The organism is Vibrio sp. 1557, assembly GCF_033340175.1.
GTDB classification, from domain to species: Bacteria; Pseudomonadota; Gammaproteobacteria; order Enterobacterales; family Vibrionaceae; genus Vibrio; species Vibrio alginolyticus.
Window position 1 is genome coordinate 172,755 of the sequence record NZ_JAWOVZ010000003.1, and the last position, 20,927, is coordinate 193,681.

Here is a 20,927-nt window from a genome sequence, read left to right on the forward strand (position 1 = left end):
AAAGAAGAGGGAAGAGATTAAATGAGGAGGGATATGACAGGCATTAAAAAAGCCCGAGTCAAACTCGAGCTTTCAAATACATTCAGCGTGGTCAGCTTACACGTAGTACGCTTCAACTTCGCCTTTAAGTTTGATTAGCATTGGGTTACCGAAACGGTCTTTTGCTTTAGGAGAAGCAATTTTTACCCAACCTTCGCTGATGCAGTATTCTTCTACGTCAGTACGCTCTTGGCCGTTGATACGAATACCGATTTGGTGCTCGAAGCATTCTTTGATGAAGAATGGGCTACGTGGGTTACCCGCTAGGCGATCTGGTAGAGCTGGTTTAGCTGTGTCTGTCATTTTGTGTGACCTAAATTCCGTAAAAAGTGCGCTATTGTAGTCAGTGCACTGTGTGTGTTCAAGATATGTTGAGAGTCGATGCGTTGTTTAACTTTCAAGTAACTCCTACAACCCCTTTAAATACTGCGCGTTGGCTGTTGGTTGAATCATGGCATTCAGCGTTTGGACGGTTTGTTCGCTGTGTTCTTCAAGTAGAGCTAAGAACGCGTCAATCAACTCAGGTTTGCTTGCTGAGACTTTCGTATCTGTCTGGATATCACGCAGATCGATCAACACATCGGTAAACAATTGCGGCAGATCGTGCAGCACTTGCAGGTTTAAGACGTTGTGCTCGCTGTAGATTGAATTGTGGCTGCCTTTTTGTTTTTGTACCACGTAAGGATTGTCTTTTAAGTTGATGATAGACGTGCGTTTATCACAGCGTTTCAAACAACCTTTGTTGACCTTCACCTTACGGCATCCTTCGGTTTGTTGGAACAAACATTGGCGGCTCGTGAGTAGGGTATTTGGATGATAAATGCTGTAGAAGCTGCGCATGTTTTTCGGACGCTTTATGTGACGCATCTGCTTCATATTCAGCTCGTTAGAAACAAACGCGCCACTTGCCGCGAACTCGTCTTGAAGGCATTTAAACGCGTATGAGTTCACCGTGTTCATTTGTGGGCCTGCCACCCAGCCTAAGCCGAGCTCTTTTGCGATCATGCCGACGCCTGAGTTGTTGGTGATCAACAACTCAGGTTGGATGGTTTCCAAAAATACGCGCGCGGCGTGGTAGTCTTCGCCAATCAAAATGGCCGGGAGCCATGGTTTGAGCATTGGATTGGCTTGGAATAACTCAATCATCGCGCTCAGTTCGCCAGACAATCCCATTGGCAATTGATAGTAAACATCAACGTCGTGGTATTCGCACAGCATAGCTTCTTGTGCTGACGAGATCAGAACCGATAATTTTGGCGCACTTTGGCGAGTTTCTGGTTGAGGTAACGCTGGCAGAGTTGGCACATCAATCGCCCCTTTCAAGCTGCTGCCGGATACTTGTTTCGAAGCGACATCGAACGACTTAGTTTGCTCTGCCACTTTCTCAATGATCGCGGTTTTGTCGTCGTAGAGTTTCTTTTTCACCGCTTGCACATCATCAGCAGACTGGCATTGATAAACCTTCGAAAAATGTTTTACAGCGTGGTCGCGCGGGTTGTCGATGTACATCGCCTTGCCGAAATCACCTTGCAAAAATGCGTTGGAGAAATCACGGTTGAACACCGTGTATAACTCTGTGGTGTCTTCAGAGAGTTCCAAACCCTCGCACATGCGATCGATTTGCTGACGCCAATTGTCGACCACGGCATAGACGTAGTGCGATTTCTTGATTCGCCCTTCTACTTTTAAAGAATACACGCCAGCATCGGCAAGCGCTTCCAAGTCCCCAAAGGCGGAGTTGTCTTTCATATTGAGTGGGTAGTTGTTGCCTGTTTTGGTCGTTTCGTACTGTTCGCGACAAGGTTGGCTACAGCGTCCACGGTTACCTGATGCGCCATTGCGAGCGGAACTGATGTAGCAAATTCCGGAGAATCCGATGCAGTATGAGCCGTGGACAAACACTTCCATCATTACGTTGTGCTCGCGACCAAATTGCGCCAGATGTTTTATCTCACTGATGTTAAGTTCGCGAGATAAGTTTACTCGGCTTGCGGTGAGCTGGTTGAGAAAGAGGATTTGGCCTTCGTTATGCGTGTTCAGTTGCGTTGAAGCGTGCACATCCAAATCGGGAAAGTGATGTTTGAGAATGTAGGCCAGACCGAGATCTTGTACGATCACGCCATCGATTTTGGTGGTGTTCAGTTGGCTGAGCAAGCGAACAATCGCTGGAATTTCACTTTCTAAAATCAGCACATTCAACGTTAGGAAAATCTTACAGCTGTGCTGATGGGCCAACGTTAACACGCCATTTAAGTTATCTAAGGTGAGGTTGGTCGCTCGGTTACGAGCATTGAAGCGGTCGAGCCCACAGTAAATTGCATCGGCGCCAGCGGCAATGGCGGCTTTGATGGAATCTAAATCACCACCGGGTGCTAATAACTCAAATTGATCGCGTGTCACTACTTTTCTCTTTCTTACTAAAATAGGCGGCAAATGTTACGTATTTCACGCTTTTGATGCTCGGCTAGTTAATACTTTATTAATCTGAATCAATTAATCCGTGTTACACGGTCGACTCTTGAGTGGGTAGAGTGCAATTCGCGAGAGCGGAATTTGACTTCTATAGTTTTCCTACACTTGGTTTTTCTATATTTAGTTTTCGACTCAGAGAGAGGAAGGGACGACAAATGAAAAAAGTAATCATCGGGTTGGTAGTGGCGTTGACGTCATTGAGTGCGTTGGCTGGTGAGGGCGTGGTAACCGTTGCGAGCACGCATTCAGCAAAAGATACGGCGGATAAATTTGTCGCTATCGCGCAAGAAAAAGGGTTGAACGTCTTTGCGCGCATTAACCATCAAGAGAATGCCACGAAAGTCGATATGACGTTGCGACCAACTGAAGTTATCGTGTTTGGAAACCCTAAAGTGGGCACACCACTGATGATCTGTGCGCAGGAGGTGGCGCTCGATTTACCCCAAAAAGTGTTGGTGTATGAAGATGCTGAAGGCAAAACGTGGTTAGCTTACAACGATCCGATGTATTTAAAGCAGCGCCATCATATTGAAGGCTGTGACGAGGTATTGAACAAAATCAGCGGCGTGCTGGGCAATTTAACCCACGCGGCGGCGAAGTAGGGTGCAGTATTAGGGCTGCTTGTTATGTTGAAGAATAAAAAAGCCCCAATGATTGGGGCTTGAATGAAGCGAAGTATGCCGTTTAAAAATAGTGAAAGATCGGCGGTTCATGCATCAAGAAGTTTTGATGGGAGATGTTCCACGCATAGGCGCCTGCTAAGGTAAACACAACATAATCACCAATATCGACATGGGCGACGTGTTGATTGCGTGCCAGCACATCTTTGGGCGTACAAAGCTGGCCGACAAAGGTCGCTTGTGCATGCTGAATTGGGTGAGAAATCTCATGGTGTTGCTCGCTTTTCAGGATGACGAATGGATGATCATGGCTCTGCGCTGCTGGCGTGCGGAAATGGTGGGTTCCTCCGCGCGCGATGACAAAGTTTTCGCCAAGATTTTGCTTAATATCCAGCACTTCCATCACGTAATAACCGCATGCCGCTGTGATGAACCGTCCGCATTCAAAACGCAGTGTCCAATCTTGAACTTGCTCTTTAGCGATGAGGAATTCCAACTTGTCGCAAAACTCCATCCACGGAAAGTGTTGCTCAGGGTTTTGGTAGTTGATGCCCATGCCGCCGCCCAAGTTGATCATCAGCTCACCGAGTTCGAACTCCTGCTGCCACGCCTTCACGACTTGGAAATAGCGCTGCATTAACGCTAAGTGGCGTTCAACATCAAGCTGATGCGACATCAAGTGAAAATGGAAGCCTTTGAGTGACACTTGCGGGAAATCGCGCAGCAACATCAAAGCATTGCTCAGTTCGGACTCGTCCAAGCCAAACGGAGTCGGCTTGCCGCCCATTGCCAACTTGCTGAGCGTGATGTCGCCAATATCGATGTTCATACGCAAAAAGATCGAAGCAGGGCGGTTGAGGCGCTCGGTTAGTGCTCCAATGCGTTGTAGCTCGGTGAGGCTTTCGACATGAATTGCATCAACATCAAGCTCAATCGCTTGTTGCAATTCACTTAGCATTTTTCCGGGGCCACCGAAGATCAATGGCTTATCGAGTTGTTGCTGGTGGAGGTGTGTCAACTCCCCGCCAGATGCCGCTTCAAAACCATCGACATACGGCGCGAGCGTTTTAAGAATCGGGCCCGATGGATTGGCTTTGGCTGCGTAAAATAGCTCGACATTTCTCGGCAAAACGTGACGCAGTTGTTTGATGTGTTCTTCTAAGGCGCTTAGGTCATACACGTATGCGCACAAGGGTTGACTTTGCTGCTGTGCGAGTGTGTGAACTTGTTGGCAAACGAGTGTCGGTAGAGAGAGGGAATTAGACATGTTGCGCTCCTTTTTCGTGTTGCTGCCAAGGCGTGGCGACTTGGGTATAGCCCGACTCCTTATCGGCTTTTTGCATCAAACGCGTGGTGAAATTATTTTTGCTCGGGAAGTGACCGCCATTCAGCAACGCTTCTAGTTCCGGCTGTTTTCCATTCACTGATTGCCAACGCACAATGGCACTTTGCACCGCATTCCATAGCGTTTGCTCTAGTGGCTCATCACCTTCTGCGATGAAGAAAATCGCTTCGCTGATGTTGTTGATAAAGGTGCAGTATCCGATGCGATTCCAGCCTTGTTCGCGACTGTAGTAAACCGATTGTCGCGCGCGTTCAGACAAATCAGTTAATGTTTCTGCTGGCCAGAACTCTGGCAGTAATTTAGTGCCTTCCAAATCACGAATCCAAACACAACACGGCATCTCTTGCTCAAAGCCAATCAAGGTGTTTTGCAAATGCGGCTCAAACGCCACCCCGTGTTTGAAGTAGTAATTAAATACGCCCGGGATCAGGCAATGCAAATAGCGTTCAAACCAAAGTGTCGCGATGTCGGAATAGCGATTTTGCGTAGTACGCGCTTTGTTTTTAAGGCGTTGAGCAATGCGACTGTTGCCGTTATTATCGTAAGCAAACAGAGCGCCAGCGAGGGTTGGTTTCAAGATGTCGACTTCGCTCAGCGAGAAATTTTCGCGATACAAAATCCCAAACGATTCGCGTGCTTTGGTGTTGTCGTCCCAGTTGTGCTCAGCGACACTTTCTAGATTCAACGTGGTGGCGTAAGGCTCTGTCATCACTTTAAATACGGGGTTGTGCAGCTGTTCGTTTTCTCTAATTGGTTTGAGAATCGACGTGAGTTGCACGGCGCTGTCGAGTTCGTACCACGCGTTTTTGCGCACGCAATTGGTTAATCGTACGTTGATGGAGAATTTCGCAAACCAGTCCATGTCAGGGTGGTAGAGGGTACGAACTGAAGAGGTCGGCTGCATCTTTTCACCACCTAAACCCAGTGGCGTGATCTTGCCTTGTTCAATGGCGCGCTTCACGCTTGGGTTACTCAAAATGGTGTAGCTTTCCCAAGGATGACAAGGGTAGAGGGTCTTCCCATTGCTGGTGGCGTGTTGTGGCGCGAGCCGTTGTAGCATGCGCTGCGCAGGGTTAGCTTCTCCGTCGGAACTCAGCACATCAAGTAAGGACGTATCCACTTCAAACCAGTACAACGGGACTTGCGCGCCGACTTCTGGAGAAAACGCCAAGAGATCATCCATGGTGACGCCCGAACGACTTTTCGGGGTCGGATGGAAAGTATGCCCCCAAATCAGAGATTGTTCCGAAGCGATAAATTCGTTGTGATGCGATTTGGGCGCGACGTTGAGAAACTGCTCGGTAACCAGCACGCTATTTTCTAGTTGTTCGATCAGCTCATGGTTAAACGGGATCGCCAATACCTGCTTGAGATAGTTAAGCAAAAGCGTAAGAGTTTGCGTGGCATCCAATTTCGCCCAACCAGATCCCGGCATTTTCGCCCAAGGCAGTTCTGCCAATTTGATTTTGCCCAGTTTGCTCGCGTAGTGAATCGGCAAAACCAGCACGCCATTTTGTTGAGAAAGATGAACGGCTATCCGCTGTTTAGCGGGATAGTTGCGTTTTAACGTTTGGGGTAGCGATGTCGATTGGTAGTGCCATTCCACTTGTTGATTCGGTAGCGCAAATTCACGTAAGTAACAATTAAGAACACCCATTATCGTGTTGAGTTGGGCTTTCTCACGGTTGAGCTGCACCTCATGTGCGCGCAACTCGCTAGTCTGAGAGGATTGAGTTTGTAACATGTTGATTTCCAAATTTTGAGTGGAGAACCAGCGCGATCAAGGTGATTACGCTGACTATCGCAGAAAGTAGGAAAGGAACCTCAAGTAGCCCCAAGCTAGAAATGAAAGAAGCGCAAAATCCCGCTGCCACGCCACCCCATTTGGACATGGCATCAAAGCGAGAAAATACTTTGCCACTGAGTTTGCGATCCAGATTGCTCGCAAGATGCTGATGCAATCCGTGATAACAACACACCATCGCGATGCCGAAGATAATTCTCGCAGCAATGAGTGCGGTTTCGGACGCAATCAAATGCAAGGCAGAGCTCACGGCAAGCAATGCAAACCCAAGCCACAACGTGCGCAGCGGTTGATGGCGATTCAACCCATCTGACAACACGTGAATTTTTCCTGCCAGCAACAGATAGACGCCATGCGGCAGTGCGTACAAAAAACCGATCCATGCGTGGTTAGTGATGCCATATTGCTGCACAAACGGCGAGAAGTAAGGAAAGGTCACCACCATAGAAAACGCAAACCCGAATTGAGCAAAGAAGATCCAACGAATGGCATGCATTGCGTTTTTCTGTGCAACCGGTTTTTCTTGCTGAGGTTCTGAGTTTGGCTTTTCGAGGTTTTGGTCGGCGGGTTTATCCGCTGGCAGTGTTAGCGTGATGCCCATAGCAATTAAAGGCAAAACGCATAACCACAGGTACGCGTTGAGCGGGTTGGTCTCTGACAAGCTCCAGCCGAGCCCAATGGGCGCAACGATCAGCGCCAAGCGAGCAGATAGTTGGGTTTTATTGAGTGACTTGCCGAGTGTTTTGGCTTCTTTAATTTGACTAGATAAGTAGCTGTTCGAGGCGGCCATGGTGCCGCCAAAGGTTCCTTGAACAATAAGACCAAACACAAACATGGCGAGGTTGTCTGCCAAGCCGCACAGCGCAAACCCTGCTGCAAGGCCAAGTTGCGCACGCAAGAGTGAGAGGCGGCGACCGTAGCGATCGGCAAAGTTGCCCCAAAATCGCGCCGCCAACGCAGTACAAAACGTAGGTAGGATAAACAATACCCCTGCCCAGTCCGCATCAATGCTTGCGCCTAACGTTGGCAACACGACGGGTAGAAATAGCGGCATACCTAACGCGGCAAACGCAGCGATAAAGTGGCACAACAACACACTGTAGATGAGTTTGGTCATAATCGTTTAACGTACGCTTTTTTTGATGGCTTCTAAGTAGGCGCGTTGCGCTTCTTCGTTAGAAAGCAGCAAGAAGTTCGGAGCCGACAAACCATAGAACTTATTGATGTCACTCGCGCCGGAGGCTTCTTTCGAGAGCAAACTGCCAGAGCTCAACAAGTACTTGGCGTACAAATCAGGCGCCTCTTGCAGTAACTCGCGTGCCAGTTTTGTCTCTAACCCTTCGCCTTCCAATCGGTTGAGTTGCTCTGCAATGCTTTTGGCCACGATGGCGTAAAGCGATGCTGAAGAGGCAATGCCCTTCGCTGCCATAGATTCTACAATCGCTGCGATATCCAGTTGCAGTGTGATGGTGGTAAACATCTGACCGAGCGCCAATTCATTGTCGACTTTGATGCGTTGGTCGAGCAGTTCATCGCAATCCACTGGAAGTAGTTTTGCGCCGTGTTTTTGGGCTGCATGCTCTGTTGCAAAGTGGAAGCGCTCTGGCCAAATTCGCGCCGCGTCGTTGTCTTTCATCGCGAGCGTCATTTTGCCCTGTTGATCAAATGCAATGATGGCGTTTTGCTGGTTGGACTCCAATGCGATGCCATAACGAAGCCACAAGGTGAGGTGCACTTGGAATAATAGATCGACGTAATCTTGGAACCACGCCAGCGTATCTTGTTGATAGTAATGTTCTGCCAAATGTTCTAAGAACAAGCGGTCGTCAGGCATTGGGCTTGCTAGTGCTGCAACCGGAACTAACGCTTTGTCTTCGCAATGAGTAAGTGGGTACTCACGTACGATGTACGCGAAGGTTTTATCCTCGCCGATGTGTCCACCGTGTTTTTCGTTGCAATGGAACAAGCGACTGTTTAAATCGGCGTCCGTTTGTTCAAGGTGGCTGAGTAGGCGTTCAAACCAGTGGCCGTCATACAGTGTTGAAGGCTTGATTAAGCGAATATTTTTCGTGCCTAGCGATCGCATGATCAGCGGAACCTTGATGTGAATGTGCGGTGCCTCGTTGACGACCACAGTACGAACGGAAAGCGTCGGCGTCACGTCTAGATACGTTAAAGGCGCTTCTATCACACCTTCGGGTAAGGCTTCTAAAGATCGCAGGGTGAGCGGATGTGCAGGGAACAGAACGTGGCTCAGTGCAAAATCAGCAGGAAGCCCCACTTGCTCCATGGTTGGCCAGCAATCAGGTTGTCCGCTGGTTAATGTTACCAGTGATTTTTCAATCGCAATCCAATGCAGAGCAAAGCTTTGTGCGAACTCGGGCGCGTACTTAGCAAGGTCTTCATCGCTCAGGCCAAACTTCGCCCGCGCAGTTGGATAGTACGGATGGTCAAGGTAAGAAGCGATCTGGTCGGCTAGCAGCAGTTTTTGATGCCAAGAACCAAGCTCGGATATTGGTTGAGAAATGTGGTCTGCATGATGATGAAACGCTTGGTCACACAGCGCTTTGTGTTTCTCTGCACATTCCAGTTCTTGAAGGTATCCCGCCAGCAACTCGTGAGAGCTCTCGTGCGCCAGTGTCGTTAGTAGCGCAATCCACTCTTTGTAATGCTGTTGATGCTCGACTTGGCCATTTTTCTCCACCCACCAACCTGGTGGTGTTTCGTCATTGGCGTGACCGTAGCGCCAGTGCTGCATGTAATACGTTGGCGCAACAGGTAAATACAACGTGAAATCAGAGTTGGCAAATATCAGCCAGACTTGCTCGTCTTGAGGAACAATTACCCCTTTTGGCGTGTCTCTACTGAACTTGGCCTTCGACAAAATGCCAAACATGTCTTCGCGCAAGCAAGTGTCGATCAATCGTTGCGTTAGATACAAAGCGTTGTCATTCATGCTGCCACCTCACGAGTCGGAGCTAGATCGAAATTGCTAAGCGCGTTCTGCAGCGCTTGGTCGAGATTTCGCCCTGATGGTGAGACAATCGAAATTCGGGCGAGATAATCCTTATTGGAATAACTCTGTTGGAAGTGTTCTCCAGCGGTTTTTAGTACCTGTTGCTGGGTGATGATATCGTCATCGTGTTGGATGAACGACGTCGAACCTCCGTCAATAACACCACTGTGTTCCGCAACTACGTAGTGCACGTGCGCTGACCCATGAATTTGGTAATCGCCGTCCAATCTTCGACCCAGATGCAGACCCAAAATCGTGCTAAACCAACCGAAGGGAGCGAGATTGTTGAGCAAGAATTCGCGGCCATCTCCAATACTGCGGTAGTTAATTTCCACCAGAACCGGGCCATTTTCCGTAATAATAAATTCGCTGTGGCAAACTCCAAAACCAACGCCGAACGCTTTCAGTTGAGCCAAGCAAGCTTCTCGGTGAGCAATGCCGTTTGGTCCGTTCCAGTCTGCGGCGGTTTCGATAAAGTAAGGCGGCTCAGAGAGCGACACATCAAAACCGCCCACGGCGATAAGTTGGTTACCGTCTCCTAAAGTTTCGAGCGTAACCAACGGTCCTTGAAGAAACTGCTCCACCAGAATGGCGGCGTTTGGGTGCTTTTGCCAAAACGCCTCGCAGTAAGCATCGAGCTCGCTTTGGGAGTCACAGCGCTGTACATCTAAACTTGCCACGCCTTCTTTGGGTTTTGCTACGACAGGGAAGGCCATGCCTAATGCCACATTCGAATGGCGATGCAGCAAACAGCTTTGTGTGTTGGGTAAGGATTTTTCATTTAACACTTGTCGAGTTAAGTGTTTGTTTTTGGCCTTTAACGTGACAGACCAATCTTTGGATGGGAGGCCAAAAAATTGCGCGCAGATGGCGGTGGAAGTTTGTAAGTGATCACTATTGCTGAAAATAGCGTCTGGCTTTAATTCATGCTCCGTGATGGTTTCGATGAGTTCTAATGGGTTGAAGACATCACATTCTAGAATGGTATCCGGATTAAAGTGACTATCATGACTCGCCAACTCTAAATGGCTGAGCTTATGGTCGGTGATAAGAACGACGTGAAGGTCCATCGCTTTAGCTGCAGGCACAAAGCCGTGAGTGACTGCATCGTTAACGACATGACTTACGATAATCATCGTAGATTTCATGAGCTTTCCTAATTTTCTAACATTTTCTTCTAACGTTGATAAAGTCGCTCACGGTCGTCTTCCAATGTGCCTCTCTCGAGACGGAGGGCAGAAGTTTTAGTATTTATTGTTATGATATTTGGTTTTTTTTGTTGTTAGTTGTGTTTTTAGGGTAAATAAATATAGAGCATAAAATTAATATTGCAAATAGAAATAATATTTGTTCTTATTTCCATCCGTTGGCTTTATAACAACTAAACGGAATTATGGAATGAATAAATTATTGACCCTGACCCCCTTGGCGGTCGCGATTGGTTCTTCATTAGTAGCACCAAGCGCAGTGGCTTCAGAAGAGACGAACTCAACCCCATCAGCAACTGAAACGATTCAAGTCTTCGGTCATCAGTACGAAGGTTATGCTGAACACATGCCTCAATCAGGCACCAAAACCGATGTGGAATGGCTTGATGTGCCACAAGCGGTATCCGTAGTAACGAAAACAGAAATGCAAGACCGAGGCGCGGTGCGTTTAGTGGATGCGCTAGATGGGGTAGCCGGGGTCAATAACACCTTGGGCGAAGGCAGCCGCGATCAGTTCATGATCCGTGGTTTTGATTCACTCAACGATATGTACCGTGATGGCTTGCGAGATGACGGTACGTTGCAGTCTTACCGTAGCTTAGCGAACGTTGAACGCGTTGAAATTGTGAAAGGCCCTGCGGGATCTTTGTATGGCCGTGGTTCGGCTGGGGGCATCATCAACTTGGTGACGAAACGCGCTAACGGTGAGAATTTTACTCACGTAAACGGTAGTGTAGGCAGCAACAACCAATATGTTGGTCAGGTCGACAGCTCAATGGCGTTTACAGATAAGGTCAACGGGCGTATTAACTTGGAATACCGTCAAGCCGACTCGTACGTTGATCATGTTGATTCAAACGATTTCTTCATTGCACCGACCATTCGTGTGTTACCAGCGGATGGTCACACCATTGATGTTGACGTGGAATACGCCCATCAAGAATTAGTGCCATATCGTGGTGTGCCATCAAAAAATGGCAAGCCAGTTGATTTGCCAGTAAGCACTTACTTTGGCGGCACAAACGACTATCAGGAGTCAGACAGTCTCCGTATTGCGGTGGATTACGAATGGCGTCTGAATGATCAATGGGTATGGAACAACCGAGCGGCGTTCAACCATATCGAACTTGAGCAAAAAGGCACGCGTCAGGGCAAAGTGACGGGTAATGAAGTGTCTCAAACCGTCAACAACTTTGGTTACGATCCACGTACTACGACCACTTTACAATCTGAGTTGGTTTGGGAAACCAGGGACAATCAATTGATGGTGGGTGCAGATTTCAACCAGATCGATATCGACCTAACGTTGGCAAGTGACAAAACGCTTCCTCCGCAAAATATCTACGACCCAGTCGTTGGTCCAACGCCTGATCCGGGCTTTAAGCCATTTCGTGACAATACCACCACCACGACAGGTTTGTATGTGCAAGACGTCTATACGTGGGGTGACCTTTCTTTGATCGGTAACGTGCGTTACGACTCGATGGAACTCGAACAACAAAAAGCGGGCTCAGATAAGGAAAAATTGGATGATGACAAAGTCAGCTACCGTGCTGGTTTGGTATACCGCATCAATTCCGACACATCCGTATACGCCAGTTTAGCGCGCTCTTGGCAGTTACCGTACGCTGGTATCTACATCAATCCAAAATTGGCGGAATTCTTCCACACCGACTTAAAAGAGGTGGGTGCGAAAGCGTACCTTTTGGATAACGCATTAATGTTGAATGCGGCACTGTTCCAGATTGATCAAGAGCAACCACAAACTAACGTGGACGGCGATGTGATCGATAAAATTGAAGTGCGTCACCAAGGCATTGAATTAGAGGCTCGCGGCCAAATCACCAAACAGTGGGACATCTCTGTTGGTTACAGCTACTTAGATGCGGAAGACAAAGCCACAGGCAAAAAGCCTAACGATGTATCAGACCACTTGTTCTCTCTTTGGAGCACTTACCAATTGGATGACAACTGGCGTTTAGGCGGTGGGGTGAAGTACGTGGGCGACCGTTACGCAGGTAACGACGAAGCCGTCGCACTTGGCGATTACACAACGGTGGATATGATGGCGGCGTACACCACTGGTCGTCACAAAATCCAAGCGAACGCTTACAACATTTTGGATGAGAAATACATTCTTGGCGCAACAAACGGCACGTCTGGCTTAAACCAGATTGGCTACGGCGCACCAGCCGAGTTCATGCTCAGCTACGGATATCAGTTCTAGGTTTTTTGTGCGTAGTTAGCGCCTGTTAGCCGATTTTTTCCTCATATTGAGGATGTTTAGCCCCGAGAGCCTACGGGATGTATTCTGCCCGAGGCTCAATTTCTCGCAAAGGAGATCTTAATGTCTTACCAGAATTTGGATGGTAAAGTGCGTGTACGTGCTGGTTTGTCTACCACTTACAGTGTGCTTGCGATTGCAATCGCTTCTGCCACATCCATGAGCGCGGTTGCCGCTCCTGCTAAAAAAGAACAAACTACCGCGATGGAAACTGTCGTTGTCACTGGTAGTGTGATTGGTAACTCTGAAATTGAAGACGTCAAAGAGTACCCTGGTGCTCGTACCGTCATTACCCGTGATCAAATTGAGAAAACCGCCGCAGGTTCGATTGATAACGCGCTGCAGCGCGTGCCGGGTATTAAAGTTCAGGATGAAAGCGGAACGGGCGTATTGCCTAACATTTCCGTACGTGGTTTGAAAGCAAGCCGTAGTGGTCATGCTCAGTTCTTGATGGATGGTGTACCGCTAACACTTGCGCCATATGGTCACACTGGTCAGTCTATCTTCCCAGCAACACTGTCGATGCTTGATCGTATTGACATTGTACGCGGTGGTGCCGCAGTACAGTACGGCCCAAACAACGTCGGTGGTGTGATCAACTTAGTGACCAAACCGATTCCACACACGTGGCAAACTGAAATCAGTAACCGCCTTACCGTGTTTGATGGCGGTGATGCGCCGCTGAATGATTTTTACCTACGCACGGGCGGCTGGTTAAGCGACACATTTGCACTACAGTTGGAAGGTAACTTCCTAAAAGGTGAAAGCTTCCGTGAACATTCCGATACGGACGTGAAGAACTTCCAAGCCAAAGCACAGTGGCTACTGAGTGACACTCAAGAGATTCAAGCATTCCTGCAACGTTACGATGCTGAAACGCAAATGCCGGGCGCACTTTCGCCACAAGATTACGAGCAAGATCGTCACCAATCGAAACGTCCTTACGATAATTATGAAGGTAAGTCGACGCGCTGGAGTGTTAAGTACATCCACGATTTGCCATTTGCCGACAGTGCCGAGCTAGAAGTGCTAACGTTTGGCCATAAGTCAGAGCGTCTTTTCAAGTGGGGCTTTAACAGCGCGGGTGGCCATTGGGCTGATCCGGCTTTGCCTTCTACGAAAGTAAGTACTTCACCACGAGAGTTCCGTGTTTATGGTATCGAACCTAAGCTTGCTGTTTTTGTTGATGGAGGTGCCATTACGCAAAACTGGATTATAGGGACTCGTTACATTAATGAAGACATTCAATATAAAGTGACACAAACACCAGTGTCAGGCGGAGCCACAAATGTACCGCGAAATTGGCACCTTGATACCGATGCGTACGCAGGCTATGTGAGCAACGAAGTCGGGTTGTTTAATGGTGCGTTAAAAGTCACGCCCGGACTTCGTTATGAATTTGTTGATATGTCCTATAAAGATTTGGGCAGCGGGCAAGAATCTGGAAATAAGGTGACTGAATTATTGCCTGGTGTGACGATCGCATATAACTGGAATGAACAATGGCTGAGCTATGCCAATGCCCAGAAATCTCTTCGCGTTCCTCAGCTTGTTAATGTTCGAGGGGTCGGTGAGGAAAGCAGTGAGTTGGCTTGGAACTACGAATTGGGCGTTCGGTATGTTCAAGATTCAACAAGCTTCAATGCAGCTTTGTATCGCATTGACTTTAAGGATCAGTTGCAGTGGCGGAGTGCGACAAATACGTCTGAAAATATAGGTAGAACCCTTCACCAAGGTTTAGAGCTTTCTGCTCGTTACGTGCCTGAAGTTCTACCTGCTCTGAGCTTGGGCGCAAGTTACAACTACCTCGACGCTACGCTTGAAGAAGAGGGCGAGAATAAAGGTAATCAACTGCCTTACACCTCTAAGCATCAGCTTGGTTGGGATGCAACCTACGCATTTTACGGCATGGACACCACGCTATCGGGCTTCTACTTCAGTGACTCGTATACCGATAACGCCAACACCAGTGCCGAAGATGCAACAGGCGCAACGGGTAAAGTACCATCTTACATGGTGTGGAATTTCAATTTGGGGACGGATTTATACAAAGACGACAAAGGCAAGTTACGCATGAATGTTGCGGTGAACAACTTGTTTGACGAGGAGTATTACTTCCGCGGGATTGATACAAGCCCAGTTGGTCGGTACCCAGCTCCAGGACGCTCTTACACACTGGATCTGAACTATCAGTTTTAAGCGTTTCGTTCACCGAGTTTGAAAAGAAAAGTCGCCAATTTACCTTGGCGACTTTGCCGATCTTAGGTACTGGAAAACACTTAGCACTGGAAAAAAGCAAGATGAAAAATAAAAAACAATTTACGATCAAACACTTTTCAACCGTTTTGCTGATGCTGTTGAGCTCAGTTTTTATGTCATTTTCCGCAAGTGCTCAGGTGCGCAGCGTGCAAGATGAGCAAGGCACTTTTGAGCTAGAAGCGATACCTCAACGTATTGTGGTTTTGGAGTTTTCGTTTGTGGACGCTCTGGCGGCCGTCGATGTCTCACCGGTAGGCGTTGCCGATGACAACGATGTCACACGAGTCATCCCTGCTGTTCGCGCCAAGATTGAACCTTGGCAATCGGTCGGCATGCGTTCACAACCGAGTTTAGAGGCGATCGCGGTGCTCAAGCCTGATATGATCATTGCCGATGCCGAACGTCATCGCGCTATTTATCAAGATTTGCAGCGAATTGCGCCAACTTTGCTATTAAAAAGTCGTGGTGAGACATATCAAGAAAACCTCGAATCTGCACAGAAAATCGGCGTGGCAATTGGCAAACAAGCGAAAATGACACAACGCATTGAGCAGCACAAACAGACAATGGCGGAGTTCAAACAGCATTTTGCAACACAAGAAACCATTCAGTTTGGTGTGGTTTCTGACAAAGGGATGTGGCTGCATAGCCCGGTTTCTTACGCTGGGGGCGTTTTGAGTACGCTGGGCATCCAAAGCCCGCTGGCTCCATCTGAGCAAAAAGCGTATATCCCAACCAGTTTTGAACTTTTACTAAAAACCAACCCTGATTGGTTGTTAGTTGGACTTTACTCTCAACCAAATATTGTGGATGAGTGGCGCAAAAACCCATTATTTAAGCTGCTAACCGCTGCGAAAAAACAGCAACTTGTTGAGGTCTCTCCTGAACTGTGGTCGTTAAATCGCGGCATGTTGGCTGCGGAAGAAATTGCCCGCAATCTTGAAGCGTTATTGGAGCGCTCATGAGTTCGGCGATAAGCTCGGAAAGCGCGTCTTCGGTTAGCAAATCGCATTGGAAAGCGAGCTTGTTTGTCTGTGCTATGGCGTTGTGTACGCTCTCAGGCTATGCAGCCTCAATGATTGGCTGGTCCAACTTTTCTTTGAGCGTTAATGATCTGACAAGCTATTGGTTTGCGTTTGATGAGGGCAATATGCTGCATCAAATCCTCGCGACGCTGCGTGCGCCTCGTGCCTATGCTGGGTTATTAATTGGCGCTTCGCTTGCGGTATCCGGAGTGCTGATGCAAGGATTAACTCGTAACCCTTTGGCGTCGCCATCCATTCTCGGCATTAATGCTGGTGCGGCTTGTTTTATGGCCTTGGCGTCTATCGGCGTACCATTCTTTAGTCAATTGAACCCAATCATCAACGCAGTACTCGGCGCGCTACTAAGTGGTGGTGCGGTCATGTTGTTGGGCGGTTTTTTCTCCGCGCGTTCTCACCCACTGCGTTTGGTGCTGGCAGGCATTGCCATCAGTGCGCTGCTGATAGGGTTAACTCGTGCGTCGGTAATTTTGGCGGATGACATGGCTTACAGCGTGTTGCATTGGTTAACGGGTTCACTCTCTGCGGTAGATTCTCAGCAGTGGCAGCAACTGTGGCCTTTTGCGACTTTAGGTTTGGTGCTCGCAATGGGATTAGCGCGAAACTTAAATTTACTCGCGTTGGGGGACGAAGTTGCTGTCGGGTTGGGTGGTAACATTCGTCTTACGCGATTAATCAGTGGTTTAGCGGTTGTGCTGTTGGCGGGTACTAGCGTGGCGATTGCTGGGCCAATTGGCTTTGTCGGGTTGTTAGTGCCGCACTTGGTACGCCCGATTGTTGGTCACAACTATCACATTCTCATTCCGGTTTCCGCTTTGTGTGGCGCGGCATTGGTGACGTGGTCAGATGCTTTATCACGAGCGATTGCCTTTCCGGCTGAAACGCCAGTGGGCGTGATTACCGCGCTGTTGGGCACACCTTGCTTTATCGCGATTGCAATGAGGAAATCATCATGATGAATCAAACCAAACTGTTTGCATTAGTTGGATTGTTGCTGATTGCGTCTTCTCTCACGCTGTTTGTTGGCGCGGCGAACATGTCGGCTCAACAGGTTTTTGCATTACTGTTTTCTTTCTCTGACTCGGACTTTGTGATTCACCAATATCGATTACCGAGAATGTTGCTCGCCATTGGCGTGGGCGCTGGGTTGGGGCTGTCAGGCGTTTTAGTTCAAGGCGTCATCCGTAACCCACTTGCCTCACCAGATTTAATGGGGATAAGCGCCGGAGCAGGACTGGCGGCTACCGCTTGTTTGGTGCTGTATCCGAATGCGCCAGTGGCAATGTTGCCGATGGTCGCTATGGCGGGAGGCTTGCTTGCTGCTGGCTTTATTGCTGTGCTGGCTTACTGGTCGAAACCAACACCAGCACGTTTGGCGCTGATTGGTGTTGCTGTCAGCGCATTTTTAGCTAGCGGTATCGATTTTCTTCTGATTGTGCACCCTATTGAAATCAACACGGCGATGGTATGGCTAACCGGCAGTTTGTGGGGACGAAACTGGCAACAAGTGCCGTTTATTTGGAGTGCTTTATTGCTGCTACTACCATTGGCGTTTTGGCTGGCTTGGCGGCTAGATGTTATGGGACTGGGAGAAGAAAGCGCCACTACACTTGGCACGAAACCAAGACAGATCCAAATTATTGCGTTGATTGCTGCCGTGCTATTGGCGAGTATCAGTGTGTCTGTGGCAGGCACGATCAGCTTTGTTGGCCTGCTTGCGCCGCATCTTGCGCGTTTGCTGTTTGGCCACAACCACAAGTTGTTGATTCCAGCCGCTGCAACCCTTGGCGCTTTGTTGGTGATTTGCGCCGATGGTTTAGCGAGAGGCTTACAGCCACCAATTGAGCTACCAGCGGGAGTGCTGACATCTGTTATTGGCGCACCATATTTCATTTTTCTTTTGTATCGTTATAGAGGTTGGTAAGCATGTTACGAACGCAGAACTTATCCGTCGCGTACGGCAAACAGACCATCATTCCAGATCTCTCTTTGTCGATTCCTCAAGGTAAAATTACCGCGCTTGTTGGCCCAAATGGTTGCGGTAAATCGACACTATTAAAAACCTTGGTACGCATCAATAAACCCGCTTCTGGCCAAGTATTGTATGACGACAAACCTCTAAGCAACTACGGTGATAAACGCTTGGCGCGTTCGTTGTCTTTGCTGCCGCAGATTCTTGTCAGTCCTGAAGGTATTACCGTCAGAAAACTGGTCGAATATGGCCGCTCGCCTTATCTCTCTCATTGGGGCCGGTTAAGTCAACAAGACAAGACCTTAGTCGAGCAAGCAATGCAAGATACTGGCGTGATTGAGTTTGCTGACAAGCCAGTTGAATCGTTGTCTGGCGGTCAAAGGCAAAGAGCGTGGATTGCGATGGTAATGGCGCAAGATACCGACGTAGTGATGCTTGATGAGCCAACCACTTACTTGGATCTCTCTCACCAAGTTGAGCTGATGAAACTCATGAGGCAGATGAACGACAAAGGCAAAACAGTGGTCGTAGTGCTGCACGATCTAAACCAAGCGTGCCGTTACTGCGATCATTTGGTGGTGTTGGAAAAAGGTCAGTTAGTCACGCAGGGAACACCGCAAGAGGTAATGACAGAAGGCATGTTGTCATCGGTGTTTGATTTACAAGCGAGAGTATTTAATGACCCAATCTCAGGCACGCCGATGTGTGTGGCGGTGTAGGTTTACGTCTTTGGAAAGCTATCTGCAATAAAAACGTCGATCCATAAAAACAAACCCCGCTAGTAACAAGTTGCTAGCGGGGTTTGTTGTTTTTAAGAGCGTCCTTAATGTGGCGTTTAAGCCAGTTTAAACGTCGCCACTTTCGAGTTGAGATCCTCAGCTTGCGATTTCAGCTCAGCAGATTGATTCATCGATTCTTCGGCACCAACTACCAAGTGATCGGTCACATCTTTAATGGACGTGACGTTTTGCGTGATTTCATTGGTTACGTGCGTTTGCTCTTCGGCGGCGGTCGCGATTTGCGTTGCCATATCGCTGATCAGCGCAACGGCCGCGTTGATTTCATCCAGAGCCAGTGCTGCGCGATCTGCATCTTCCACCGAACCTTGCGCGAGCTGAGAGCTTGTATCCATGATGGTCACAGCGCGTTGTGTGGTTTGCTGCAAGGTCTCGATCGTCGAGCGAATCTCTTCGGTTGAGGTGTGTGTGCGTTGTGATAGCACGCGAACCTCGTCTGCAACAACGGCAAAACCGCGACCTTGTTCACCTGCACGCGCCGCTTCAATCGCCGCATTCAGAGCCAGTAAGTTGGTTTGTTCTGCGATGTCTCGAATCGTTGATAGTACGGTTGAGATGTCTTGCGCGTGCTGGTTGAGCTCGCCGATGACAACGCTCGCTTGGTTGACTTCAGAAGACAAATTATTGATGGACGATTTGGAATTGATCACCAACTCATGACCGTTTTGTGTGCTTGCTGAAGAGTCTTGAGCGGCTTTAGCCGTCTGCTCTGCATGTGCTGCAATCTCTTGCGTTGCTGATGCCATTTCAGTCACAGCGGTCGCCACCATAGTGATTTCTTGTTGCTGATGGTTCAGATCGGAAACCGATTGATTCGCGCGAGTCGTGCTCAGCTCCGATTGTTGGCTCAGTTCTTCCGCTTGGTGACGAATGTGACCAATAAGTTGCTGCAAACTTTCAACGAACTGGTTGAAGTTTTCAGCCAGCTCACCAACTTCGTCACGGTTTTCTACTTTGATGCGTCGAGTTAGGTCGCCGCTACCGTTTGCGATTTGTGCAAGCGCATTCGAAACGTTGTAGAGCGGACGGAACAAGATGTTACATAGCAGATTAAACAAAGCTACACAGATAACGACGACGATGGTGGTTGCGATGATCTGATCCCAAACAGCATCGTAGAGTGGGGCAACCAACGAGTTTTGATCTAACACTGTGACCGTTGTGAGTTTGGTACCCTCTATGTGGCGCGCGTAAATCACATATTCGGTGCCGTTAATAGAGACGCGACGCTCTGTACCTGAACGTGCGGCAGACGTAATGTCGTTGTTGTTGAGGCCCAGCTTGCTAACCGGTTGATTCAGCAGTTTACCGTTGTTATGAGTGAAAATATTGCCCTGTTCATTGGCAATAAACATATAACCTTCACCCGGTAGGATCACTTGGTTGAGACTGTTCAGGATATCACCGATCTCTACGTCAGCACCCAGAACGACGGTTTGACCATGCAATTGCAGGGCTTTACCGAGCGACACGACGTTAGCCCCCGTGGCAGCTGCGACGGTCGGGTTATCCATAAAGACTTTCGATGGGTTGGCGATTGCATTGGTGTACCAGCCCCACTTACGAGGATCGTTATTACCTGGTGGCAAAACCACCCCATTAGCGTTGTCTTGTGACCCGTCCGGGTAAGCGAGGAAAACGTTATCGAACGCGCCAGAGTCTCGGACTTGTTTCAAATGCGTAACCAGAGAACGTTTCTCTGAATCAGAAGAGAGTGAAGTTAGTGCGCGCTCTTTAGAGAGTAGCCAGTCCTTTACGTATTGATTGTAAGATGCGCTAGTGCTTTCTAGTCGCTGTGCGACTTCGACATCGAGCCTATTTAATGAATCTCGAAAAGACAGCCCCTCTACCAGCACTCCCCCTAGAATGATGGCGGCACTGGCAGAGATTGCCAGTTTGTTTTTTAATGATAGATTTTTGAACATAAAGCGAATAATAGATCTTTGAATAATAGTTGTTGTGTTTTTATTCTCATCAGTGCTCTCTGCGCTGTTGAATATGCAGCAGAAAGTCAGATTCGAATCTGTTCAATAATTATATTTTATTGCTCAAAATAAATACTGACTCC

The 20,927-nt window shown here is 48.4% G+C and carries 15 protein-coding genes; 7 read left to right on the forward strand and 8 right to left on the reverse strand.

All coding sequences use genetic code 11. The annotated features are described in order from the left end of the window. Positions 1-96: 96 nt before the first annotated feature. On the reverse strand, positions 97-342 hold the full coding sequence (locus R7070_RS06525) for a DUF3297 family protein (protein WP_005374689.1): 246 nt from the start codon (positions 340-342) through the stop codon (positions 97-99). Between the two features lie 105 nt (positions 343-447). Further along, positions 448-2,439, reverse strand: coding sequence for a U32 family peptidase (locus R7070_RS06530; RefSeq protein ID WP_256900204.1), 1,992 nt, complete (start codon positions 2,437-2,439; stop codon positions 448-450). 227 nt (positions 2,440-2,666) lie between these two features. Here R7070_RS06530 and R7070_RS06535 point away from each other — a divergent pair, with 227 nt between their 5' ends. Next, positions 2,667-3,113, forward strand: coding sequence for a DUF302 domain-containing protein (locus R7070_RS06535; RefSeq protein ID WP_017634511.1), 447 nt, complete (start codon positions 2,667-2,669; stop codon positions 3,111-3,113). 82 nt (positions 3,114-3,195) lie between these two features. Here R7070_RS06535 and R7070_RS06540 read toward each other — a convergent pair whose 3' ends face one another. The 5 genes from R7070_RS06540 to R7070_RS06560 are packed head-to-tail and all read right to left on the reverse strand — an operon-like array spanning position 3,196 to position 10,444. Further along, a complete protein-coding gene (locus tag R7070_RS06540; RefSeq protein WP_256900205.1) occupies positions 3,196-4,398 on the reverse strand; it encodes a type III PLP-dependent enzyme in 1,203 nt (400 codons plus the stop codon). After that, complete coding sequence (locus R7070_RS06545; protein WP_256900206.1) at positions 4,391-6,220, reverse strand: IucA/IucC family protein; 1,830 nt, start codon at positions 6,218-6,220, stop codon at positions 4,391-4,393. Before R7070_RS06545 ends, R7070_RS06540 begins: the two co-directional genes overlap by 8 nt. After that, positions 6,192-7,397 (reverse strand): MFS transporter, encoded by a 1,206-nt coding sequence (locus R7070_RS06550; RefSeq protein WP_005374702.1) that lies wholly within the window; start codon positions 7,395-7,397, stop codon positions 6,192-6,194. Before R7070_RS06550 ends, R7070_RS06545 begins: the two co-directional genes overlap by 29 nt. A 6-nt stretch (positions 7,398-7,403) precedes the next feature. After that, positions 7,404-9,236 (reverse strand): IucA/IucC family protein, encoded by a 1,833-nt coding sequence (locus tag R7070_RS06555; RefSeq protein ID WP_256900207.1) that lies wholly within the window; start codon positions 9,234-9,236, stop codon positions 7,404-7,406. Beyond that, positions 9,233-10,444, reverse strand: a complete 1,212-nt coding sequence (locus tag R7070_RS06560; RefSeq protein ID WP_005383468.1) for an acetyl-CoA carboxylase biotin carboxylase subunit family protein — start codon at positions 10,442-10,444, stop codon at positions 9,233-9,235. The genes R7070_RS06555 and R7070_RS06560 overlap by 4 nt, the downstream gene beginning before the upstream one ends. Positions 10,445-10,694: 250 nt before the next feature. On the opposite strand from R7070_RS06560, the gene R7070_RS06565 reads away from it, so the two are divergent. The 6 genes from R7070_RS06565 to fecE all read left to right on the forward strand — a co-directional run bounded on the left by R7070_RS06565 (position 10,695) and on the right by fecE (position 18,781). Next, positions 10,695-12,731: a TonB-dependent receptor gene (locus R7070_RS06565; RefSeq protein WP_256900208.1), complete on the forward strand. Its 2,037-nt coding sequence runs from the start codon at positions 10,695-10,697 to the stop codon at positions 12,729-12,731. 120 nt (positions 12,732-12,851) lie between these two features. After that, on the forward strand, positions 12,852-14,987 hold the full coding sequence (locus R7070_RS06570; protein ID WP_256900209.1) for a TonB-dependent receptor family protein: 2,136 nt from the start codon (positions 12,852-12,854) through the stop codon (positions 14,985-14,987). 101 nt (positions 14,988-15,088) lie between these two features. Next, positions 15,089-16,012 carry a Fe(3+) dicitrate ABC transporter substrate-binding protein FecB gene (locus R7070_RS06575; RefSeq protein WP_047102526.1) on the forward strand — a complete coding sequence of 308 codons (924 nt, stop codon included), beginning with the start codon at positions 15,089-15,091 and terminating at the stop codon, positions 16,010-16,012. Positions 16,013-16,086: 74 nt separating this feature from the next. Beyond that, positions 16,087-17,046: a FecCD family ABC transporter permease gene (locus R7070_RS06580; RefSeq protein ID WP_373415545.1), complete on the forward strand. Its 960-nt coding sequence runs from the start codon at positions 16,087-16,089 to the stop codon at positions 17,044-17,046. Then, the gene (locus R7070_RS06585; RefSeq protein WP_047102431.1) at positions 17,043-18,014 is read left to right on the forward strand and encodes a FecCD family ABC transporter permease; all 972 of its coding nucleotides are present in this window, start codon (positions 17,043-17,045) and stop codon (positions 18,012-18,014) included. Before R7070_RS06580 ends, R7070_RS06585 begins: the two co-directional genes overlap by 4 nt. Before the next feature lie 2 nt (positions 18,015-18,016). Next, positions 18,017-18,781, forward strand: coding sequence for a Fe(3+) dicitrate ABC transporter ATP-binding protein FecE (gene fecE, locus R7070_RS06590; RefSeq protein WP_054865921.1), 765 nt, complete (start codon positions 18,017-18,019; stop codon positions 18,779-18,781). Positions 18,782-18,897: 116 nt separating this feature from the next. On the opposite strand, the gene R7070_RS06595 is transcribed toward fecE, so the two are convergent. Further along, positions 18,898-20,784 carry a methyl-accepting chemotaxis protein gene (locus R7070_RS06595; RefSeq protein WP_256900212.1) on the reverse strand — a complete coding sequence of 629 codons (1,887 nt, stop codon included), beginning with the start codon at positions 20,782-20,784 and terminating at the stop codon, positions 18,898-18,900. Positions 20,785-20,927 lie beyond the last annotated feature (143 nt).